The organism is Sphingomonas sp. GC_Shp_5 (assembly GCF_026540855.1).
Classification (GTDB): domain Bacteria; phylum Pseudomonadota; class Alphaproteobacteria; order Sphingomonadales; family Sphingomonadaceae; genus Sphingomonas.
The window spans coordinates 142204-160972 of the sequence record NZ_JALNUP010000008.1; the positions used below are offsets into that span (position 1 = coordinate 142204).

An 18769-nucleotide genomic window follows, 5' to 3' on the forward strand; every position below is an offset into this window, starting at 1 on the left:
TCCGCGCCGCCGCTGGTGATCAGTTGCGGATGTTGAAGATGGTCTGCGAGACCTGGCTCGCGGTATCCAGCGCCTTGGCGTTCGCCTGGAAGTTGCGCTGTGCTGCGATCAGGTTGACCAGCTCTTCGGTGATGTCGACGTTCGAGCCCTCGATGGTGCCCGACATCAGCGAACCGAAGCCGTCCGCGCTCGCCGAGCCGAGCACCGCGGTGCCCGACACGCCCGTGGCGGCCCAATAGCTGTTGCCGATCTGGCGCAGGCCCGAGGGCGTCGAGAACTTGGCCAGCGCGACCTTGCCGAGCGGCACCACGTCGCCGTTGGAGAAGCTCGCCTGGATCAGGCCGGCATCGGTGACGGTGACGCCGGCGAGCTGGCCGACGGCAACGCCGTCCTGGCTCTTCGAGTTGACCGAGAAGGCCGACGACAGCTGGGTGGAGTTGGCGAGGTTGAGCGACAGGTTCTGCGCCGCGGCGCCCGAGGTCGGCACGAACTGCTCGAAGTCGATCGACGAGCCAGCCGGCGAGGCGAGCGCGCCCTTGTTGTCGAAGGTCAGCGTGACCGGGCCGGGCGTGGTCTGGCCCTTGGGGGTCATCTGCTGGTCGCCGACATAGGTGTAGACGTTCCAGGTACCGGTGGTCGGCGGCGTCGCGGCGGCATCGCCGCCGGCGGTGCGCACGTAATAGTTGGTCATCGTCATCGGGTTGCCGTTGGCATCGTAGATGCGGGTCGCGACCGAGTTGTTGTAAGTCGTCGTGTCGGTGCGATCAAAGGTGCTGGCGCCCTTGACGGTCGAGGTCGACGACATCTGCACCGCGGTGGCGACATCGGCGGTCGCCTTGGGCGTGCCGCTGGTCTGCTGGATCTGCAGGTTGGTGAGGCCGTCCGAACCGGTAGCGGTGACGTTGCCGTCGCTGTCGACCGGATAGACCATCAGATAGCTGCCCTGGGCATCGACGACGTTGTTGTTGGAATCGACCGAGAAGCTGCCGTTGCGGGTATAGGTGGTCGAGTCCGAGACACCGGTGGTCTTCATGGTGAAGAAGCCCTCGCCGACCAGCGCGAGGTCGAGCGCGTTGCTGGTGGTGGTGAGGTTACCCTCGGCGAATTGCTGGGTCGTCGACTTCACGACCACGCCCGAGCCGACCATCTTGCGCGGATCGGTCGAGACGCTCGAGGCGATCACGTCGGCAAAGTCGGTGCGGCTCTTCTTGAAGCCGGTGGTGGAGACGTTGGCCAGATTGTGGCTGATCGTCGACATATCGGTTTGCGAGGCCTGGAGGCCGGACAGCGAGGTGTAGAAGGACATCGGGGTAGCTCCTGGGACGAAGGGGTGGGTTAGGCGACCGAGCGGATCGCGGAGGGATCGACCGAGCCGAGGCCGGTGACGTTGAGGGTCGGGGTACCGTTGGCAGGCAACGAGGCGGATTCGACCGGCGCCCAGACCAGGTTGGTCGCGGTGACGGTCTTGGAGCCGTTGGCGGCATCGGCGGTGACGGTGTAGGGACCGCCATCCACGGTGTTGCCGGCGTCATCCTTGCCATCCCAGTCATAGGTGGCGGTCCCGGCATCCTGCTTGCCGAGCTGGATGGTCTTGACGACGTTGCCGGTGCTGTCCGCGATCGTCACCTGGACGTCGGTGGCGGCGGCGCCGAGCTCGACCGCGCCGGCAATGCCGCCGCTGGTGCGCTCATAAGCGGTCTTGCCTGCGGTAAGCACGGTCTTGCCGACATAGTTCATCGCGTCCGATGCGCTGGTGGTGCCGAGCTTGGTGGCGATGCCGGTGAGCGTCGCGTTCATCGCGCTGATGCCGGCGGTGCTCGACATCTGCGCCATCTGCGCGACCATCTGGGTGTTATCGACCGGCGCGAACGGATCCTGGTTCTTGAGCTGCGCGGTCATCAGCTGCAGGAAGTCGCTCTGGTCGAGCGTGGTCTTGGTGCCGGTGGTCGAGACGTTGGCGGCGGCGGCCGACGCGGTGGTCTTGATGCCCAGTGCGGCATAATCGGTGGTGCTTGTGATATCGGTCATGATCAGCGGCCCAGCTTGAGGGTATCGATGGTGAGCTGCTTGGCAGTGTTCATCACCTCGACGTTGTTCTGGTAGGAGCGGGCCGTCTCCATCATGTCGACGAGCTCACGGCTCTCGTCGACGGCGGCCTCGTAGATATTGCCGTCTTTGTCCGCCATCGGATTGGACGGGTCGTAGCGCTTGGTGGGCGCCTCGCCGGCGGTGACGATCTTCTCGACATCGACGGTGGAGAGCCCGCTGGCGGCATCGAAGCTGGTGCGGAACACCGGCTTCATCGTCTTGTAGGCGGCATCCGCCGAGCCGGCGGTGCCGCCGACATTGGCGAGGTTGGACGCGGTGGTGTTCATCCGCAGCAGCTGCGCGCTCATCGCGCGGCCGGCGACCTGGAAGATGTTCATCGGATCGGCCATGACTTATTCGCCCTTCAGCGCGCGGCTGATCTGGCCGATGCGCCCGTTCAGGAACGACAGCGTCGTCTGATACTGGACGGCGTTCTCGGCGAAGGCGGTCTGCTCCTCGTTGAGCTCGACGGTGTTGCCATCCATCGAGGTCTGCAGCGGCACGCGATATTTGGTCGCAGCGCTGATCCCCTGATCGCCGCCATCGTTTTCGGCCGACGCGAGCGCCTGCTTGAAATCGATGTCGCGGGCCTTGAACCCGGGGGTGGAAGCGTTGGCGATGTTCGACGCGAGCACACCCATACGCTGCGAGCGTACTTCCAGTGCGGCCCCGTGAACCCCGAACAAGCTATCTGCGGCCATCGGCCCCAATCTCCAGCGCACCATTGCGCAACCGAGACTAAGCAACCGCCGTGCCAGTTTTCGATTCCTGAGGCAGAGAACTTCGATTTTTGTGGATTCCGGCGCGGCGGCAGGTCGCCGGCAGCGAAAGCGGCAAGCCGTTGCCGGTCGGCGGCAAGCGCTGCCGGAGAGCGGCAAGATGGCTGCCGGTGGGCGGCAAGTTATGGGTGCAGGCCCGCTATATATGCCTCGTGCGCCTCCATGAGATCCCAGCTTTCGCTGGATGACGGTTGTGGGGATGCGCCCATTGGGAAGGCCTTTCTGCACAGCTACCCGGAACCTCCTCGCCACCTCTCACCTCCCGGTTGGTAAACTGGCCCGTTACTTGCTGTGTACCCGCGCATGATGATCGCTCAGCTCTTCGACCCGCTTGCGCTCGCCATCGTCGGTGGCGGCACGGCCGTTGCCACCATGCTGCGGACGCCCTCGCGTGATCTCGGTCGCGCGCTGCGCGCGCTGCGCACGCTCGGCCGTAAGCCGTTCAGTGCCGAGCCGCTGCTCGACCAGATCACCGCGCAGGCGCGGATCGCCAAGCGCCATGGCGTGGTCGCGCTTGACCGCGTGGTGAATGCCGATCCCGACATTGCCGCCGCGGTCGCGCTGATCGTCGATGGCGCCAGCGCCAGTGACGTCGAGGCGCTGCTCCAGCATCGCCGCCGCGCCCGCATCGAGCGCCATGTCGCCGCCGCCGATGTATGGTCCGGCGCCGCCGAGGCCGCGCCGGCGATGGGCATGGTCGGCACGCTGGTGGGCCTTGCCACGATGTTCGCGACGATGAACGATCCGCGCGCGATCGGTGCGGCGATGGCGATCGCGCTGCTCGCAACTCTATATGGTGCGCTGTTTGCCAACCTGCTGCTGATGCCGGTGTGCAACCGCCTGCGCGCGGCCGGCCGCGTCGAGGCGTTCGAGCGCACCCGGATCGAGGCGCCACTCGTCGCCCTCGCGCTGCGCGAAACCCCGCGTGAGGCGATCCGCCGCCCGTGGCAGAGCGTCGCATGAACGAGAGCGGCTATCCCTCGCCCGCCCCGGGCAAGCCCTTGTGGCTGATCACGCTCGCCGATCTGGCGCTGCTGCTGGTCGGCTTCTTCGTCCTGCTCCAGGCCGGCCAGCACAGCGACCCGCGCGCGCTCGCCGCTAGCCTGCGCCAGCGCTTCGCAACCGCCGCCGAAGCGGCGGCACCGATCCCGGTGATGGCGGCGGGCATGCTCGATTTCGCGCCCGGCTCGGCCGCGCTGCCGGAGGATCCGGCGGCCCTGATCGCCTGGGCGCGCGAGGCCGTCCGTGATCCTCGGGTCAGCCTTACCATCACTGGCTCGGTCGACGGCTCGGCCGCCGATGTCGATCGCGCCACCGCCAGCGCCGCCATCCTCGCCGCCGACCGCGCGCGTGCGGTAGCCGCCGTGCTCGTTGCCGTGGCCCCGCGCCGCATCGTCATCACCACCGCCACCCGTCCCGGCCGCCGCGCCGCGATGGTCACCCTCGCCTTCGCCGGCGAGACCAAGGAAGCGCCATGATCTTCGCCCTCACTCTCCTGCTCGCCGGTGCGGGCACCGTGAACAGCTTTCAGGACACCGCCGGGCTCGACCGCGCGGTGACCGCCTTCACCAGCAAGCCGGTCGGCGCCGAAGGCGGGGCTCGTACCCCGATCGATCCGCGGCTGCGGCTCGCCACCTGTCCGACGATATCACTGTCGTGGCGCACCGAGGCGCATGACGCGGTGGTGGTGTCGTGCGCGGGGCCAAGCTGGCGCATCTTCGTGCCGGTGATGCGCCCGGCCACCCCGCCGACGGCCGCCGCGCCGCTGGCGGTGATCGCCCAGCCCAAGGCGCTGCCGGTGATCCGCCGCGGCGATCCGGTGGTGATCGAGGCGGGATCCGAAGGTTTCTCGATCAGCCGCGAAGGCGTGGCGATGGGCGATGCACCGCCCGGCGGCCGCTTCATGGTCAAGGTGGATGACGCCAAGAATCCCGTGCAAGCAATCGCCGTCGAGACCGGCCACGCGACCTTGCCGGGCTGGGCCGACTGATTTCCCGCCGCCTTGCGGGCATTACGGCCTGCACCGTGCGGAATCTTTTTTTCTAAACTTGCCCAGAAGGCGACCGTTTATGCTCATGTCAGCCAGAACAAAAAGGTGCGGACATGGTGGAATCGATCGGCTCATTGCTCAGTGGAAGTGGAAGCGTCACGCGCGTCGCCGCGCCTGCGGCCACGCCGGTCGTGGAGACCGTGGTCCAGCAGGGCGAGCAGGGTTCGACGCCGACCAGCGTCGCGGCGGATATCCAGCTGAGCGGGATCGCCAAGGCGCTGGCCGCCGAGCCGCCAGTCAATTCGGATCGAGTCGCCGAGATCAAAAAGGCGATCGCCAACGGCTCTTTTCCGATCCTGCCGGCAACCATCGCCGACCGGCTGATCGCGCTCAGCATGAACTGGGACGGCCATGAATAGACGCGACGCGCTGATCCGGGTGATCGACGCCCTCCACGCGGAAATCGACGCGCTCAAGGCCAATGACGTCAACGGCCTCGAGCGCGCGACGCGTGACAAGCTGAGCGGCATAGAGGCGATCGCCTCGCTCGGCACCGGCCCCGCCGGCCCCGAGATCCGCGAATTGGCCGAAGAGGCCAACCGCCTCAACGAGACCTGCCGGATCTACGTCAATCTGATGGCGGCAAATGTTCGCCGCCGCCTGCAAACCTTGACCGGCGATGCCGCTGCCGGCTTCCGCCCGATGCTGGTGAAGGCCTACGCCTGACCGCGATTGTGACGGCCGCGACTGCCGGGATCGTTGCCGGCTAGGATTGCCGGCTCGCTGAGGGCCTGGCCGTCCGGGCGTTGCCGGCAAACCGGCAATGGCCCGGCAACTTGCCGGCAACCACCGGCAAACCCCGGCAATTCCACGACTTGGCACGGCTCTTGCTGATATAGCCGGCATGACCGTCAACGCCATTTCTGCCAGCCGGGTCCAGTCCGCGATTGCTCTTGCCAGCAGCAAGACCGGCGTCGACTTCGACTATCTGCTCGGCCAGGCCAAGGTGGAGAGTGGGCTTAACGCCAATGCCAAGGCCGGCACCTCCTCGGCCTCGGGCCTGTACCAGTTCGTCGAGCAGAGCTGGCTGGCGGTAGTCAAGAAGCATGGCGCCGAGCATGGCCTCGGCTGGGCTGCCGACAGCATCGGCCAGACCTCGGGCGGCCGCTACACCGTCGGCGACAGCGGCACCCGCAGCGCCATCCTCGCGCTGCGCAACGATCCCGGCGCCGCCTCGATGATGGCCGCCGAGCACGCCTCGGACAATAAGGACGCGCTCGAGGGCACGCTTGGTCGCGCCGCGACCGGCACCGACCTCTACATGGCGCACTTCCTCGGCCTCGGCGGCGCCAAGAAGTTCCTGTCGGCGATGCAGAGCAATCCGCAGGCCGGCGCCGCCTCGCTGTTCCCCGGCGCGGCGAACGCCAACCGCGGTATCTTCTACACCGCGGGTGGCCAGCAGCGCTCGCTTGCCGACATCTACGACAAGTTCAGCGACAAGCTCGGCGCGGCGGCCAGCAGCGTCTCCGAAACGCGCGCCGCCAACCTGTCCTTCGCCGCCCAATCGCTCAACATGGACGGCTCCACCGTCGTCACCGGCGGCAACGAGAGCGCCGCCGATGCCCTCGCCTGGGCGACGACGGCGATGAGCCGCTTCGGGGCCAAGGGCAATCAGGCCGCAACCAACCTTCTTCGTCCGACGCCGAACAACGCCCGGCTCGCCTACATGATGCTCGCGAGCATGGGAGCCAACATCAAGTGAACAAGCTCTTCGCCAGCGGCCGCCAGGCCGCGCTGCCGCTTGCCATCCTGCTGCTCGTCGTCGTCATGGTCGTGCCGATCCCCAAGATGCTGCTCGACGTGTTCTTCGTCGCCAACATTGCGATCAGCCTTGCCGTGCTCATGGTCGCGCTCAATGCGCAGAAGCCGCTCGATTTCTCGGCCTTCCCGACGGTGCTGCTGTTCGCGACCCTGTTCCGCCTCGGCCTCAACGTGGCGTCGACCCGCATTGTGCTGGTCCATGGCCATGAAGGCGAGAGCGCCGCCGGCCATGTCATCGAGGCGTTCGGCACCTTCCTGATCGGCGGCGATTATGTCGTCGGCATCTTCGTGTTCGCGATCCTGATGATCATCAACCTGATCGTCGTCACCAAGGGCGCCGGGCGCGTCTCCGAAGTCTCGGCGCGCTTCACCCTCGATGCGCTGCCCGGCAAGCAGATGGCGATCGACGCCGATCTCAACGCCGGCCTGATCACCCCCGACGACGCCAAGAAGCGCCGCGTCGAGGTCTCCACCGAGGCCGATTTCTACGGCTCGATGGATGGTTCGTCGAAGTTCGTGAAGGGCGACGCGGTCGCCGCGATGCTGATCCTCGCCGCCAACGTCGTCGGCGGGCTGATCCTCGGCCCGGTCAGCCATGGCATGACCATCGCCGCCGCCGCCAAGAGCTACATCCTGCTCGCGATCGGCGACGCGCTGGTCGCGCAGCTGCCCTCGCTGATGCTGTCGATCGCCGCCGCCGCGATCGTCACCCGGGTGAGTTCCGACAAGGATCTCGCCGGCCAGATCGGCGGCCAGTTCGGATCTCCGCGCACCTGGACCCCGGTGGCGGTGATCCTCGGGCTGCTCGGCATCCTGCCCGGCATGCCGCATTTCATCATCCTGCCCGCCGCCGCCATCGCCGGTTTTGCCGCCTGGAAGCTGCGCCAGATCGAGCGCCGCCCGGTCATCGCCACCGTCGAGGCGGTCGCCGCCGAGCCGGTCGATCCGTCGCGGATCGGCTGGGAAGAGGTCAACGACGGCATGCAGGTCAACCTCGACATCGGCTATGGCCTGGTGCCGCTGGTCGACGAGCGCCGCGGCGCGCCGCTGATGGGCCGGATCACCGGCGTGCGTCGCCAGCTCTCCAAAGAATTGGGCTTCGTTGTGCCGCAGTGCCGGGTGCGCGACGACATCAACCTTGCCCCCTTCACCTATCGGATCATGGTCAACGGCGTCTGCGTCGGCGAGGACCAGGTATCGCCCGACGAGATGCTCGCGCTCGATACCGGCCAGGCCTACGGTGCGCTCCACGGCAAGAAGGCCAAGGACCCGACCTTCGGGCTCGACGCCACCTGGATCCCGTCGGGCGATGCCGACGCCGCGACCGGCGCGGGCTTCCTCGTCGTCGACGCCGGCACGGTGATGGCGACCCACCTCAACCACCTGCTCGGCCAGAGCGCGAGCGAGCTGCTCGGCCCCGATGAGGTCCAGGCGCTGCTCGACGGCCTCAAGGAACGCGCCGGCCAGCTGGTCGCCTCGCTGACCCCGCAGCCGCTGTCGCTCACCACCCTCACCCAGGTCCTCAAAGGCCTGCTCGCGGAGAACATCCCGTTGAAGGAGTTCCGTCGTATCGCCGGCGCCATCTCGGTCGCCGCCTATCGCACCCAGGATGCCGAGGAGATCATCGAGCTGATCCGTCCCGAGCTCGGCCCGCTGATCATCCAGAAGCTGTGCGGCGTGCGCGAGCCGCTGCGGGTGATGACTCTGGAAGGCCAGCTCGAGGGGCTGCTCGGCCAGGCCGCGCGCGCCGACAGCTCGCGCCGCCACGTGATCGAGCCCGATCTCGGACGCCGCATCGTCGATGCCCTGCAGCAGGCGGCTCAGCCGCTGATCGCCGAGGCCAAGCCGTTCGCGTTGGTCGTCCAGCCCGCGATCCGCCTCGCCATCCGCAAGCTGGTCAAGACCTGCCTGCCCGATACGCCGGTGCTGTCCTTCTTCGAGGTGCCTGAAGAGAAGGCCGTCGAGGTGGTCGCCGTGATCGGCGCGCCGCAGGCGCTCGCCGCATGAGCGCCGAACCGATGAAGCAGATGTTCGCAAGCGCGCAGCCCGCGCCCGCGCACCTCGTGCCGGAGCAGCCGCTGACCTATTCGCCGCGCCGCGCCGCCGCCAACACCGAGGCGCTGGTCCGCCAGCATCTGCCGCTGGTGCGGCGCATCGCCTGGCATGTCCATGGCTCGATGAGCAGCCTGATCGAGGTCGAGGATCTCGTCCAGGTCGGTCTCGTCGCGCTGGTCGAGGCCGCAGGCCAGGCTGCCGAACAGGGCGCGCAGTTCCGCGCCTATCTGCAGACCCGGCTGCGCGGCGCGATGATCGACGAGCTGCGCCGCCAGGCAACCACCACCCGCGGCGCGATGCGCCGCCGCCGGCAGTATGCCGCCGCCGTTTCCACCCTCACCGCACAGACGGGGCATGCCCCGGGAGAAGCCATGATCGCCGAGCATCTGGGTATCAGCGTCGACAAGCTGCGCGCCGATTACGAGACCGCCGCGGCGGTGCGCTTCGAATCGATCGACGATGTTTACCAGGACGATCTCCCCTGGTTCGCCGACGACACCCCCGACGCCTTCGAGCAACTCGCCACCAGCGACCTGCGCGACACGCTGATCGCCGCAATCTCCGGCCTGCCCGAGCGCGAGGCGATGGTGATCCAGCTCTATTATGTCGAGGAGCTCAACCTCGAGGAGATCGGCCAGGTGCTCGACATCGGCGCCGCGCGGGTTTGCCAGATCAAGGCGGCCGCGCACGCCAAGCTCAAGCGGGCGCTCGCGAAGAAGGTGTAGCGCCGCCGCACGCGGTTCCACGCGCAGCATGCAGGACCCAGGTCGCCGAGATGTCGGCGGCCTGGGTTTTTCATGTCCAGCTATAAGGCCGGCCGCGTGCGTCGAGGATACGTCGCAATGCGCCTTGCCGAGCTGAGTCTCGCCATCGAACGAACCATGAGCACGAACCAGTGTTCGCTTGGCCGCCGGCCGATGAAGGCTTGATCACCTCGACTAGTTATCGGCCGCCGGCTGTACCGTCACCTCAGCGAAAGCTGAGGTCTTGCCGTAGCGTTATCCCACCCTTGCGGGCAGATCCCAGCTTCCGCTGGAATGACGGCGTGGGCCGCCGGACCTGCTGGTCGCCAACGATCCGTATCGCCGCGGGCGTGACCTCCATCCGCCAACGCCAAAAACCCCGGTGGCATGGAGCCACCGGGGTAATGGTGCCCTTTCTCGCGAAAGGACCCGGTCGGCGCCGGCACCCTCTTGGGGGGCCGGTGCCGGCGCCGATACGCGGTTACTGGAGGAGCTTGAGGACGCCCTGCTGGCTCTGGTTGGCCTGGGCCAGCATCGCGGTGGAGGCCTGGCTCAGGATCTGGGCCTTGGCGAGCGCCGTGGTCTCGGTCGAGAAGTCGGCGTCCTCGATCCGGCTCTTGGCGTCCGTCAGGTTGGTGACGTTGGTGGTCAGCGAGTTGACCGCCGACTGCAGGCGGCTTTCGCCGGCGCCGATCGAGGCGCGGGTGGTAGCCACGGCCTGGAGCGCGGTGTCGAGCAGGCCCATCGCCGCTTCCGCACCAGCCTTGCTGCCTATGTCGATGCCGCCCGTGGCGGTGCCCGTCGTGGCCGCTTCCTCATACACCTGGTCACCGGCCGCCAGCGTCACCGTGGTGCCGATCTGAGCCGTGGTGGCATCCGCCTGGGTCGTGCCGGTGCCCTTGATCTGGGCACCGTAGGCGACGTCCTCGGCGGAAATCACGTGGGTGGTGCCGACCTTCGGATCACCCGCGAGCAGCGCGGTGCCGAGCTGACCCGTGGTGGTGGTGGCGGTGGCCGCAGAGCCGCTGACGTTGGTCAGGTTGAGCCCGCTGATCTTGAGCCCCACCTTGTCGGTCGAGTCCGCACCGGTCTGGATGTTGATGACGTTGTCGGTCGACTTGAACAGGTCGACACCGTTGAACTGCGAGCCCATGATGCTGACGAGCTGCTGCTTGAGCTCCTTGACCTCGACCTGCATGTTGGCGCGGTCGGTGTCCTGGTAGGTGCCCGAAGCCGACTGGACCGAGAGTTCGCGCATCCGCTGCAGGATGTTGCTGGCTTCGTCGAGCGCGCCGTCGGCGGTCTGGGCGAGGGCGATGCCGTCGTTGGCGTTGCGGATCGCCTGGGTCATGCCCTTGATCGACGCCGTCATCGACGACGAGATGGCGAGGCCGGCGGCATCGTCCGACGCGTTGTTGATGCGCTTGCCGGTCGACAGGCGCTCCATCGCGGTGGACAGCTGGCTGTTGGCTGCGGTGGAAGCATTCGACGAGCGAAGTGCGGCGACGTTGGTACCGATGACAGTCATGAGAATATCTCCATTTGCTACGGCTTCACCGCCGCCCCCAGAGCGGAGGGCCGAGCCGTCAAATGGAGTAACGGCCGGTTACGGGGCGGCTTTAGCGAAAATATCGCAGCCTCCGGATCCCTTCCCCAGCCCCCTCCTACGCGTACGCGTACGCGCGCAAGCGCAGGCCGCTGGCGCGTAACGCGCGCGCGGACGCACCCGGAAAAGTTTTGCCGCCTGCAACCGATTTTAACAGGGCTTTAACCGAACTTGCCGCATTGAGAGCCTGTCCTTGGGGGTAACCAATGCGCTCGATTTTTCCTTCTGCTGCAGTCACTTCCCGCAAATACGCGCTGCTCTCGAGCCTCCGGGCTCAGGGTTTCGGCATTGGTTCCTTCGAATCGGTCCAGCCTGGACCGGCTGATCTGTTTCTGATCGCCGAAGGCGAGGCCCCGCCCGCCCCGGCGCGAACGGTGATCATCGGCGAGGATGGCCGCTACATTGTGCCGTCAAGCAACGGAAATCCCGCGCGAATCGCGTTCGGCCCGGCAGACGCTGCGGTCGGCAATGGCTTCGCTCGCGCGCTCGTCGCCGGCCCCAACCAGCCCACCGCTGCCGATCCCGAGAGCCTGGCGCTGCTCGCGCTCGCCGAACGGGTCGCGCAGGCGGACATTACGGTATTGATCAACGGCCCCACCGGCACCGGCAAGGAAGTGCTGGCGCGCGCGATCCACAACAATTCGGCGCGCAAGGATGGCCCGTTCATCGCCATCAACTGCGCCGCTTTGCCCGAGACGATGCTCGAGGCCTTGCTGTTCGGCCACCAGAAGGGCGCGTTCACCGGCGCCTCGAGCGGCGGCGAAGGCTTCTTCCGCGCGGCGGACGGCGGCACCATCCTGCTCGACGAGATCGCCGAGATGCCGCTGCAGCTGCAGGCCAAGCTGCTGCGCGTCCTCCAGGAGCGCGAAGTGGTGCCGATCGGCGCCTCGGTGCCCCAGTCGATCGACGTCCGCGTCGTCGCCTGCGCCAACCGCGATCTCCAGGCCGAGGTGGCCGCGGGCCGGTTCCGCGCCGATCTTTATTACCGCCTGTCGGTGTTCCCGCTGTCCACCAAGCCGCTCGCCGAGCGCACCCAGGACATTCCCGCGCTCGCCGCGACGATGATCCTGCGCCACGCCGGCAATCGCGCGGTGGTGCCGTGGCCGACCGCCGAGGCAGTGCAGGCGCTGGTCGATTATGATTGGCCCGGCAACGTCCGCGAGCTCGAGAATGTGATCCAGCGCGCGCTGCTGTTCGCCGGCGGCGACACCATCGAGCTTGCCCATATCGTGTTCGATCGCCCGATCAGCTTCACCTTCCAGCGCACCGAGGCCCCCGTTGTCGCGATCAACGCGCCGGCGCCGCCGCCGGTGTTCCTCCCCGCCGATACGGCAACACTCGGTAACGTCGTGCAGATGAGCGAATTCCAGGCGATCCGTGAAACCCTCGCCGCCTGCGGCGGCAGCCGGATCGAAACTGCCAAGCGGCTCGGCATTTCGGAGCGCACCTTGCGCTACCGGCTCGCCAAGGCACGCGAACAGGGTGAGGATCTCGCCCGCACCAACATGGCGGCCCGGGCATGAGCGGCGTCGCAGGGATCGGCGGTGCGATGAGCATCGACCGGGTGATGGCGATGCGCTCGCAGATCCTGGAGCGCAACCAGGCGCTGAGCCGCGCCAGCGCGAGCGGGTCGGTCGACAGCGCCGCCGCCACGAGCGCGGCCAAGCCGGTCAGCTTCGCCGACACGATGCAGGACGCGCTGAAGGGGGTCAACGAGACCCAGAACCAGGCCTCCACGCTGTCGGAAAGCTACGAACGCGGCGAGACCGTGGACATCGCCAAGGTGATGCTCGCGCGCCAACAGGCCTCGGTGGGCTTCGAAGCCACGCTGCAGGTCCGCAACAAACTCCTGTCCGCCTATAAGGACATCATGAGCATGCCGGTCTGATATGAACACCGCCCTCGCCACCACCACGTCGGCGCTGCCCGAGAAGTTCGCCAACCCTTTGCTCCAGATCAAGGGCATGCTCGCGCAGCCCGCGGTGCGCCGCGCGCTGCCGATGACGCTGCTCGTCGGACTGATCGGCGCCGCCGCGCTCGCCTGGATGATGCTCGCCACGCCGACGCAGAAGACGCTGTTCACCGGCCTTACCGATGCCGACAAGCAGGCGGTCACCTCCGCGCTGACCCAGGCGAGCATCGCCAGCCACATCGACGACGGTACCGGCTCGCTGACCGTCAACGAGGACGATTTCAACAAGGCGCGGATGCTGCTCGCCGGCCAGGGCCTGCCCAAGGCGGCGCCCGGCGGCTACGCGATCCTCGATTCGCTCCCCATGGGTGTCAGCCGCGCCGTCGAGGGCGAGCGCCTTCGCCAGGCCCGCGAGACCGAACTCGCCCGCTCGATCGAGGAGATCGACGCGGTCGCCGAGGCACGCGTCCACCTCGCCATGCCCGAGGCATCGGTGTTCGTGCGCGACAATGCCGCGCCGTCCGCCTCCGTGGTGCTGAAGCTGCAGGGTGGCCGCTCGCTGAGCGCCGCGCAGGTCCAGTCGATCATCAACCTCACCGCGTCGTCGGTGCCGGGCATGAAGCCCGAGGGCGTCACCGTAGTGGACCAGCTCGGCGCGTTGCTGTCGAAGCCCGGCGGCAACGGCGATCCCGCGGGCGACCAGCGGCTCGAGGTGCAGCGTCACGTCGAGGACAAGTATCGCCAGCAGCTGATCCAGCTGCTCACGCCGCTGGTCGGCGCGGGCAATTTCACCACCGAGGTGCAGGCCGACGTCAATCTCGACGAGACCCAGGCGACCCGCGAGAGCTACGAGAAGCAGGGCGCGCTGCGCGCCGAGACCGGCAACTGGACCGGTAATCAGGCCGCTACCGCCGCCGCGGCGCCCGGTGGCATCCCCGGTGCGCTCTCCAACACGCCGCCGCCCGCCAGCCAGCTGCAGACCCCGCAGGCCGCCAACGGCGCCAGCGGTGCGGCACCCGGCACCGATCCGCAGCCGGTCGCCGGCGGTGCTGCACCGAATGCGGCCAAGCAGTCCGACGCGTTCCAGCGCGCTTATGATCTCGGCAAGGAAGTGTCGGTGACGCGAAACGCGCCCGGCGCCATCAAGCGCCTGTCGGTCGCGGTGTTGCTCCGCGATCCCGACAAGACCCGGCGCACCGCGATGGAGATCAACCAGATCACCGATCTGGTGAAGAGCGCGGTCGGCTTCGACCAGGCCCGCCAGGACCAAGTCACCGTGATCAGCCGCAAGTTCGCCGATGCCTCGGCCGACGTCGCCGGTGGGCCGAAATGGTATGACAATGCCTGGCTGCCGGTGCTCGCCCGCAACGCTACCGCGATCGTCATCGCCTTGCTGGTGCTGCTGCTCGGTGTCCGCCCGCTCGCCAAGGGGCTGATGAAGAAGCGCGACGATGCCAATCCGGTGCTCGGCGCCCCGATCGGCGGCGCCGATGGCGCGCTCGCCAACACCGACGGCATCACCGTCGCCGACCCGGTCAGCCTCGATCGCCTCGAGCAGAGCCGCGGCACCGATGAGCGCATCGGCGCGGTTCGCGGCTTCACCCGTGACAATCCGGCGCGTGCCGCCCTGGCGGTCCGCGACATGATCAAGGCCGAAGCCAAGTGAGCACCGCCGTTGCTCCCCGTACCTACACCGGCGTCGAGCGCGCCGCGGTACTGATGATGCTCGTCGGCGAGGAGGAGGCTGCCGCCATCCTCCAGAAGCTCGAGCCCGAGGAAGTCCGCCAGCTCGGCACCGCGATGTTCGCGGTCGCCGATGTCTCCGAACAGGAAGTGGAGGACGTGCTCGACGATTTCGTCGGCCGCGCCCGCGAGCGCACCGGGATCAGCTTCGATCCCCGCCCTAAGATCGAGGCGGTAATGCACCGCGCGCTCGGGCCGGAAAAAGCCGACAGCGTGCTCGCGCGCATCACTCCGGCCGAGGCCGCCTGCGAGCTCGAGCTGCTCGACTGGATGGAGGCGCCCGAGATCGCCGCGATGGTCGAGAAGGAGCATCCGCAGATCGCCGCGGTGCTGATCGCCAACCTCGATCCCGCGATCGGTGGCCAGGTGCTCGAGCTGCTGCCCGACGCGATCCAGCCCGATATTCTCCACCGCATCGCCCGGCTCGGCCCGATCAACCCCGAGGCCGTCGAGACGCTGCGCACCATGCTCGCCAACCGCCGCGGCGGCGGCTCGTCATCGGCGAGCGTGCTGCTCGGCGGCACGCGCGAGGCCGCCAAGATCCTGCAGGGCGCGCGCAAGGCGACCGAACAGCGGGTGATGCCCAAGCTGTTCAAGATCGACAAGGATGTCGCCAAGGCGATCGAGGAGGCGATGTTCGTCTTCGACAATCTGCTCGACATGGACGACAAGAACCTTGGCACGCTCATTCGCAACGTCGACGGCGACATCCTGTCGCGCGCGCTCAAGGGCGTGGACGAGACGGCGCGCAGCCGCTTCCTCGGCTGCATGTCCGCGCGCGCTGCCGACGGCATCCGCGACGAGATGGAGGCGCGCGGGCCGATGAAGCTCGCCGAGGTGCTTGAAGCGCAGAAGGCGATGATCGGCATCGCGCGCAACCTCGCCAAGGACGGCACCATCGTGATGGGCGCAGGCGACGACGATTATGTCTGAGTTCGTCGCCGGCTTCGCCGCTCGCCACGACACCGCGGCGCACATCCTTCAGGCCGCGTTCGCGCCGCCGATGGGCTTTGCCGCGCGCGAGACCTGGACGCGCGAGGCGCGCGAGCCCGCCGCGGCCCGCCCGCGCCACTTCAGCCCCGCCGATCCGGCAACCAGGCCCACCGAGGGCTGGGACCCGCTCGATGCCGAAGCGGAGCCGAGCAGCTTCATCAACCCGGTCGAGACCGCGCATGCCGCCGGCTATGCCGAAGGGCTGGCCGCCGCCGCCGCCGCGGCGCGCGAGACCGGCGATCGTGATCGGGCGCTGCTGACCGAGCTCACCGCCGCGCTCGCCAACGGCCACCAGCTCGATCGCGAGCGGATCGCCGGGCAGTTGCGCCAGACCGTGATGTTCCTGGTCGCGCAATTGGTCGGCGAGGTCGGCGTCTCGCCCGAATGGCTGACCAGCCGGATCGAGGCAGCCGCCGAACTGCTCGCGGAATCGAGCGAATCCGCGCTGCTCCGCCTCAACCCGGCCGATGTGCCCATGATCGAGAGCGGCCTGCCCAAATCGATCTTCGCCGCCGGCGATGCGACGATCTCGCGCGGCAGCTTCGTGCTCGAGAGTGCCTCGACGGTGGTGGAGGACGGCCCGGCGCTGTGGCTCGACCAGCTCGCCCAGGTGATCGACCGGATCCCGGTGCCGAGCGCATGCTGAACCGCTTCACCGCCGATTATCTGGAGACGCTCGGCGCCGCCCAGTTCCGCCCCAGCCCCAAGGTATCGGGGCGGCTGTCGTCCTATGACGGCCTGCTGATGGAAGCGGTGGGGCTGTCGCTCCCGGTCGGCACCGTATGCCAGATCGGTGGCGACCATGACGCCAAGGTGGAGGCCGAGGTGATCGGCTTCCGCAACGGCCGCACGCTGATGATGAACCTCGGCGGCCCCGCCGCCCTGCTCCCCAACGCGCCGGTCCGCCCGGTCGGCCCTCCCGGCGAGGCCGAGGTCGGCGCGGCGTTACTTGGCCGCGTCGTCGACGGCGCCGGCAAGCCGATCGACGGCCTCGGCCCGATACGCGGCGCTGCAAAATGGCCGCTCGCGGGCAAGCTCCAGTCGCCGCTCGATCGCGGCCGCGTGCTCGAGCCGATGGATGTCGGCGTGCGCGCGATCAACGGCCTGCTCACCATCGGCCAGGGCCAGCGCGTCGGCATCATGGCCGGCTCGGGCGTCGGCAAGTCGGTGCTGCTCGGCATGATGGTCCGCGCCGCCAAGGCCGATGTCATCGTCATCGGGCTGATCGGCGAGCGCAGCCGCGAGGTGGCCGATTTCCTCGAGACCAAGGTCGCCGGCGCCGCGCGTCAGCGCTCGGTGGTGGTCGCCGTGCCCGCCAACCATTCGCCGGTGCTGCGCATCCGCGGCGCGCTGCGCGCCACCGCGATCGCCGAAGCCTTTCGCGACGAGGGCAAGAAGGTGCTGCTGATCATGGATTCGCTCACCCGCGTCGCCCATGCCGGCCGCGAGATCGGCCTTGCGCTCGGCGAGCCCGCCTCGGCGCGCGGCTATCCGCCGAGCGCGATCGCGATGCTGCCCAACCTCATCGAGCGCGCCGGCACCGACGTGCGCACCGGCGGCTCGATCACCGCGATCTACACCGTGCTCGCCGACGGCGACGACGGCAACGATCCCGTGGTCGATTCCGCCCGCTCGATCCTTGATGGCCATATCGTGCTCAACCGCCACCTTGCCGAGCGCGGCGTCTATCCGGCGATCGACATCGGCCCCTCGGTCAGCCGTGTGATGACCGACATCGCCGATTACGAGCATCTCCAGGCCGCGCGCGTGCTGCGCCGCCATCTCGCCACCTATGAGGAAAACCGCGACCTGGTGCTGATGGGCGCCTATCGCGCCGGCGCCGATCCGCAGATCGACAATGCGATCGCCGCGCATCCCGCGGTGATGGAATATATCAAGCAGGATGCCGACCAGAATGTCTCGCTGGCCGATTCGGTCGCCGAGCTGACCGGCGTGTTCGGTGGCTGATCCGAAGAAGCTGGCGCGGATCCACCGCGTCCGCACGCTCCAGCTCAACCTCAAGCATGCCGACGAGGCGCGCGCGCGCGAGAAGTTCGCCAGCGAAGCGACGCTTGCCCAGCGCATCGGCGCGCTCGCCGATGCCGTCTCGCCGACCCCCGAAAACGCGCTCGGCGCGTCACTCGGTGCAGCCGCGCATTTCCGCGAGCGTCTCCACCAGTCCGCCGCCGCGGCGCAGAATCGCGTGCTCAACGCCGAGGTCTTCGTCAGCCGCGCCGCTGAGGCGACCCGCGCCGCCAAGCGCGACCAGACCGCGGTGGAGAAACTGATCGACCGTGCCCGCGCCCAGATCGCGCTCAAGGACATGCGCAAGCTGGAAGAAGCGCCACCCGCCCGGAGCAAACGGCACGATCCTTGCTGAGTGACGGACGAACAGTCCGTTCCACGTGAGAAGCCGCATGATCAACGCCGCCACTGCCATCACCCCCACCCTCGCGGGCCAGCCGGCGGCAGGGGTATCGGGCGCGGGCGGCGATCTGTTCTCCCTGTCCTTGCTGGCGATCACCGCGCTGCCCACCGCCGACACCGCGAACGCCGACCCTGCGGCTGCCATGGCCGTCGCCGGGCAGGATGCTGCCGCGGGCGGCAAGATCTTGCCGACCGAGGCGGCGACGCTCGATCCCGCGCTCGCCTGGCTTCCCGCGGTCAACATCGCGGTGCCCGCCCCGATGGCAGTGGCCGTGCCGGTCGACGATCAGCCGACCATGCCGGTGCGCCTTGCCGACACGGCCGTGCCCGGCAAGCCAGCCGTCGATCCTGGCGCCCGGTTTCGCGGCAAGCCAGCGCCGGGCGCCGGCGAACAGCCTGCCCCGGGCCCCGAGGACGACACGCAGTCCGAATACGCGCAGACCGACCCGTCGCTACCGACGCCGACACCCATCATCGTCGCGGCGCCGGTCACGCCCATCGCCCCCCTGCCGGCGCAGACGACCGCCGACGCCACGGTCGCGACGCCGCCGGAGCAGACCGTCGACGCCCCGGCGGGGACGAAAGGCCGATCCGGCAAGGCGCGCCGCGCCG

The 18769-nt window shown here is 68.3% G+C and carries 20 protein-coding genes and 1 pseudogene; 16 read left to right on the forward strand and 5 right to left on the reverse strand.

What is annotated here, in order from left to right; translation table 11 throughout:
- Window positions 1-19 precede the first annotated feature (19 nt).
- Genes OXR60_RS08665 through flgB form a run of 4 tightly spaced genes read right to left on the reverse strand, consistent with a single transcriptional unit; the run spans window position 20 to window position 2789 of the window.
- Window positions 20-1306 carry a flagellar hook protein FlgE gene (locus OXR60_RS08665; protein WP_267395472.1) on the reverse strand — a complete coding sequence of 429 codons (1287 nt, stop codon included), beginning with the start codon at window positions 1304-1306 and terminating at the stop codon, window positions 20-22.
- A gap of 29 nt (window positions 1307-1335) precedes the next feature.
- Window positions 1336-2028: a flagellar hook capping FlgD N-terminal domain-containing protein gene (locus tag OXR60_RS08670; RefSeq protein ID WP_267395473.1), complete on the reverse strand. Its 693-nt coding sequence runs from the start codon at window positions 2026-2028 to the stop codon at window positions 1336-1338.
- A gap of 2 nt (window positions 2029-2030) precedes the next feature.
- Window positions 2031-2438 (reverse strand): flagellar basal body rod protein FlgC, encoded by a 408-nt coding sequence (gene flgC, locus OXR60_RS08675; protein ID WP_267395474.1) that lies wholly within the window; start codon window positions 2436-2438, stop codon window positions 2031-2033.
- Between the two features lie 3 nt (window positions 2439-2441).
- Window positions 2442-2789 carry a flagellar basal body rod protein FlgB gene (gene flgB / locus OXR60_RS08680; RefSeq protein WP_267395497.1) on the reverse strand — a complete coding sequence of 116 codons (348 nt, stop codon included), beginning with the start codon at window positions 2787-2789 and terminating at the stop codon, window positions 2442-2444.
- Between the two features lie 384 nt (window positions 2790-3173).
- On the opposite strand from flgB, the gene OXR60_RS08685 reads away from it, so the two are divergent.
- The 8 genes from OXR60_RS08685 (at window position 3174) to fliA (ending at window position 9458) form a co-directional block, all read left to right on the forward strand.
- The gene (locus OXR60_RS08685) at window positions 3174-3830 is read left to right on the forward strand and encodes a MotA/TolQ/ExbB proton channel family protein (protein WP_267395476.1); all 657 of its coding nucleotides are present in this window, start codon (window positions 3174-3176) and stop codon (window positions 3828-3830) included.
- A complete protein-coding gene (locus OXR60_RS08690; RefSeq protein WP_267395477.1) occupies window positions 3812-4345 on the forward strand; it encodes a flagellar motor protein MotB in 534 nt (177 codons plus the stop codon). Before OXR60_RS08685 ends, OXR60_RS08690 begins: the two co-directional genes overlap by 19 nt.
- On the forward strand, window positions 4342-4857 hold the full coding sequence (locus OXR60_RS08695) for a flagella basal body P-ring formation protein FlgA (RefSeq protein WP_267395478.1): 516 nt from the start codon (window positions 4342-4344) through the stop codon (window positions 4855-4857). The genes OXR60_RS08690 and OXR60_RS08695 overlap by 4 nt, the downstream gene beginning before the upstream one ends.
- A 113-nt stretch (window positions 4858-4970) precedes the next feature.
- Complete coding sequence (gene flgM, locus OXR60_RS08700; RefSeq protein WP_267395479.1) at window positions 4971-5276, forward strand: flagellar biosynthesis anti-sigma factor FlgM; 306 nt, start codon at window positions 4971-4973, stop codon at window positions 5274-5276.
- Window positions 5269-5583 carry a flagellar protein FlgN gene (locus OXR60_RS08705; RefSeq protein ID WP_267395480.1) on the forward strand — a complete coding sequence of 105 codons (315 nt, stop codon included), beginning with the start codon at window positions 5269-5271 and terminating at the stop codon, window positions 5581-5583. Before flgM ends, OXR60_RS08705 begins: the two co-directional genes overlap by 8 nt.
- Before the next feature lie 178 nt (window positions 5584-5761).
- Entirely contained in the window at window positions 5762-6619 is an 858-nt protein-coding gene (locus OXR60_RS08710) for a lytic transglycosylase domain-containing protein (RefSeq protein ID WP_267395481.1), read from the forward strand.
- Window positions 6616-8685 carry a flagellar biosynthesis protein FlhA gene (gene flhA / locus OXR60_RS08715; RefSeq protein ID WP_267395483.1) on the forward strand — a complete coding sequence of 690 codons (2070 nt, stop codon included), beginning with the start codon at window positions 6616-6618 and terminating at the stop codon, window positions 8683-8685. The genes OXR60_RS08710 and flhA overlap by 4 nt, the downstream gene beginning before the upstream one ends.
- Entirely contained in the window at window positions 8682-9458 is a 777-nt protein-coding gene (fliA, locus tag OXR60_RS08720; protein WP_267395485.1) for an RNA polymerase sigma factor FliA, read from the forward strand. Before flhA ends, fliA begins: the two co-directional genes overlap by 4 nt.
- Window positions 9459-9957: 499 nt before the next feature.
- Here fliA and OXR60_RS08725 read toward each other — a convergent pair whose 3' ends face one another.
- Window positions 9958-11004: a flagellin gene (locus OXR60_RS08725; RefSeq protein WP_267395487.1), complete on the reverse strand. Its 1047-nt coding sequence runs from the start codon at window positions 11002-11004 to the stop codon at window positions 9958-9960.
- Window positions 11005-11288: 284 nt separating this feature from the next.
- On the opposite strand from OXR60_RS08725, the gene OXR60_RS08730 reads away from it, so the two are divergent.
- From OXR60_RS08730 to OXR60_RS08765, 8 genes and pseudogenes are all read left to right on the forward strand, one after another.
- Window positions 11289-12605, forward strand: a complete 1317-nt coding sequence (locus OXR60_RS08730; protein WP_267395489.1) for a sigma 54-interacting transcriptional regulator — start codon at window positions 11289-11291, stop codon at window positions 12603-12605.
- Window positions 12602-12970: a flagellar hook-basal body complex protein FliE gene (fliE, locus tag OXR60_RS08735; protein WP_267395490.1), complete on the forward strand. Its 369-nt coding sequence runs from the start codon at window positions 12602-12604 to the stop codon at window positions 12968-12970. The genes OXR60_RS08730 and fliE overlap by 4 nt, the downstream gene beginning before the upstream one ends.
- Window position 12971: 1 nt before the next feature.
- Entirely contained in the window at window positions 12972-14660 is a 1689-nt protein-coding gene (gene fliF / locus OXR60_RS08740; RefSeq protein WP_267395491.1) for a flagellar basal-body MS-ring/collar protein FliF, read from the forward strand.
- Entirely contained in the window at window positions 14657-15670 is a 1014-nt protein-coding gene (gene fliG / locus OXR60_RS08745) for a flagellar motor switch protein FliG (RefSeq protein WP_267395492.1), read from the forward strand. The genes fliF and fliG overlap by 4 nt, the downstream gene beginning before the upstream one ends.
- Window positions 15663-16376: a FliH/SctL family protein gene (locus OXR60_RS08750; RefSeq protein WP_267395493.1), complete on the forward strand. Its 714-nt coding sequence runs from the start codon at window positions 15663-15665 to the stop codon at window positions 16374-16376. The genes fliG and OXR60_RS08750 overlap by 8 nt, the downstream gene beginning before the upstream one ends.
- Window positions 16370-17698, forward strand: a complete 1329-nt coding sequence (locus tag OXR60_RS08755) for a FliI/YscN family ATPase (protein WP_267395494.1) — start codon at window positions 16370-16372, stop codon at window positions 17696-17698. The genes OXR60_RS08750 and OXR60_RS08755 overlap by 7 nt, the downstream gene beginning before the upstream one ends.
- Entirely contained in the window at window positions 17691-18110 is a 420-nt protein-coding gene (locus OXR60_RS08760) for a hypothetical protein (protein ID WP_267395495.1), read from the forward strand. The genes OXR60_RS08755 and OXR60_RS08760 overlap by 8 nt, the downstream gene beginning before the upstream one ends.
- A gap of 37 nt (window positions 18111-18147) precedes the next feature.
- Window positions 18148-18769: pseudogene (locus OXR60_RS08765) on the forward strand (hypothetical protein); the annotation flags it as partial.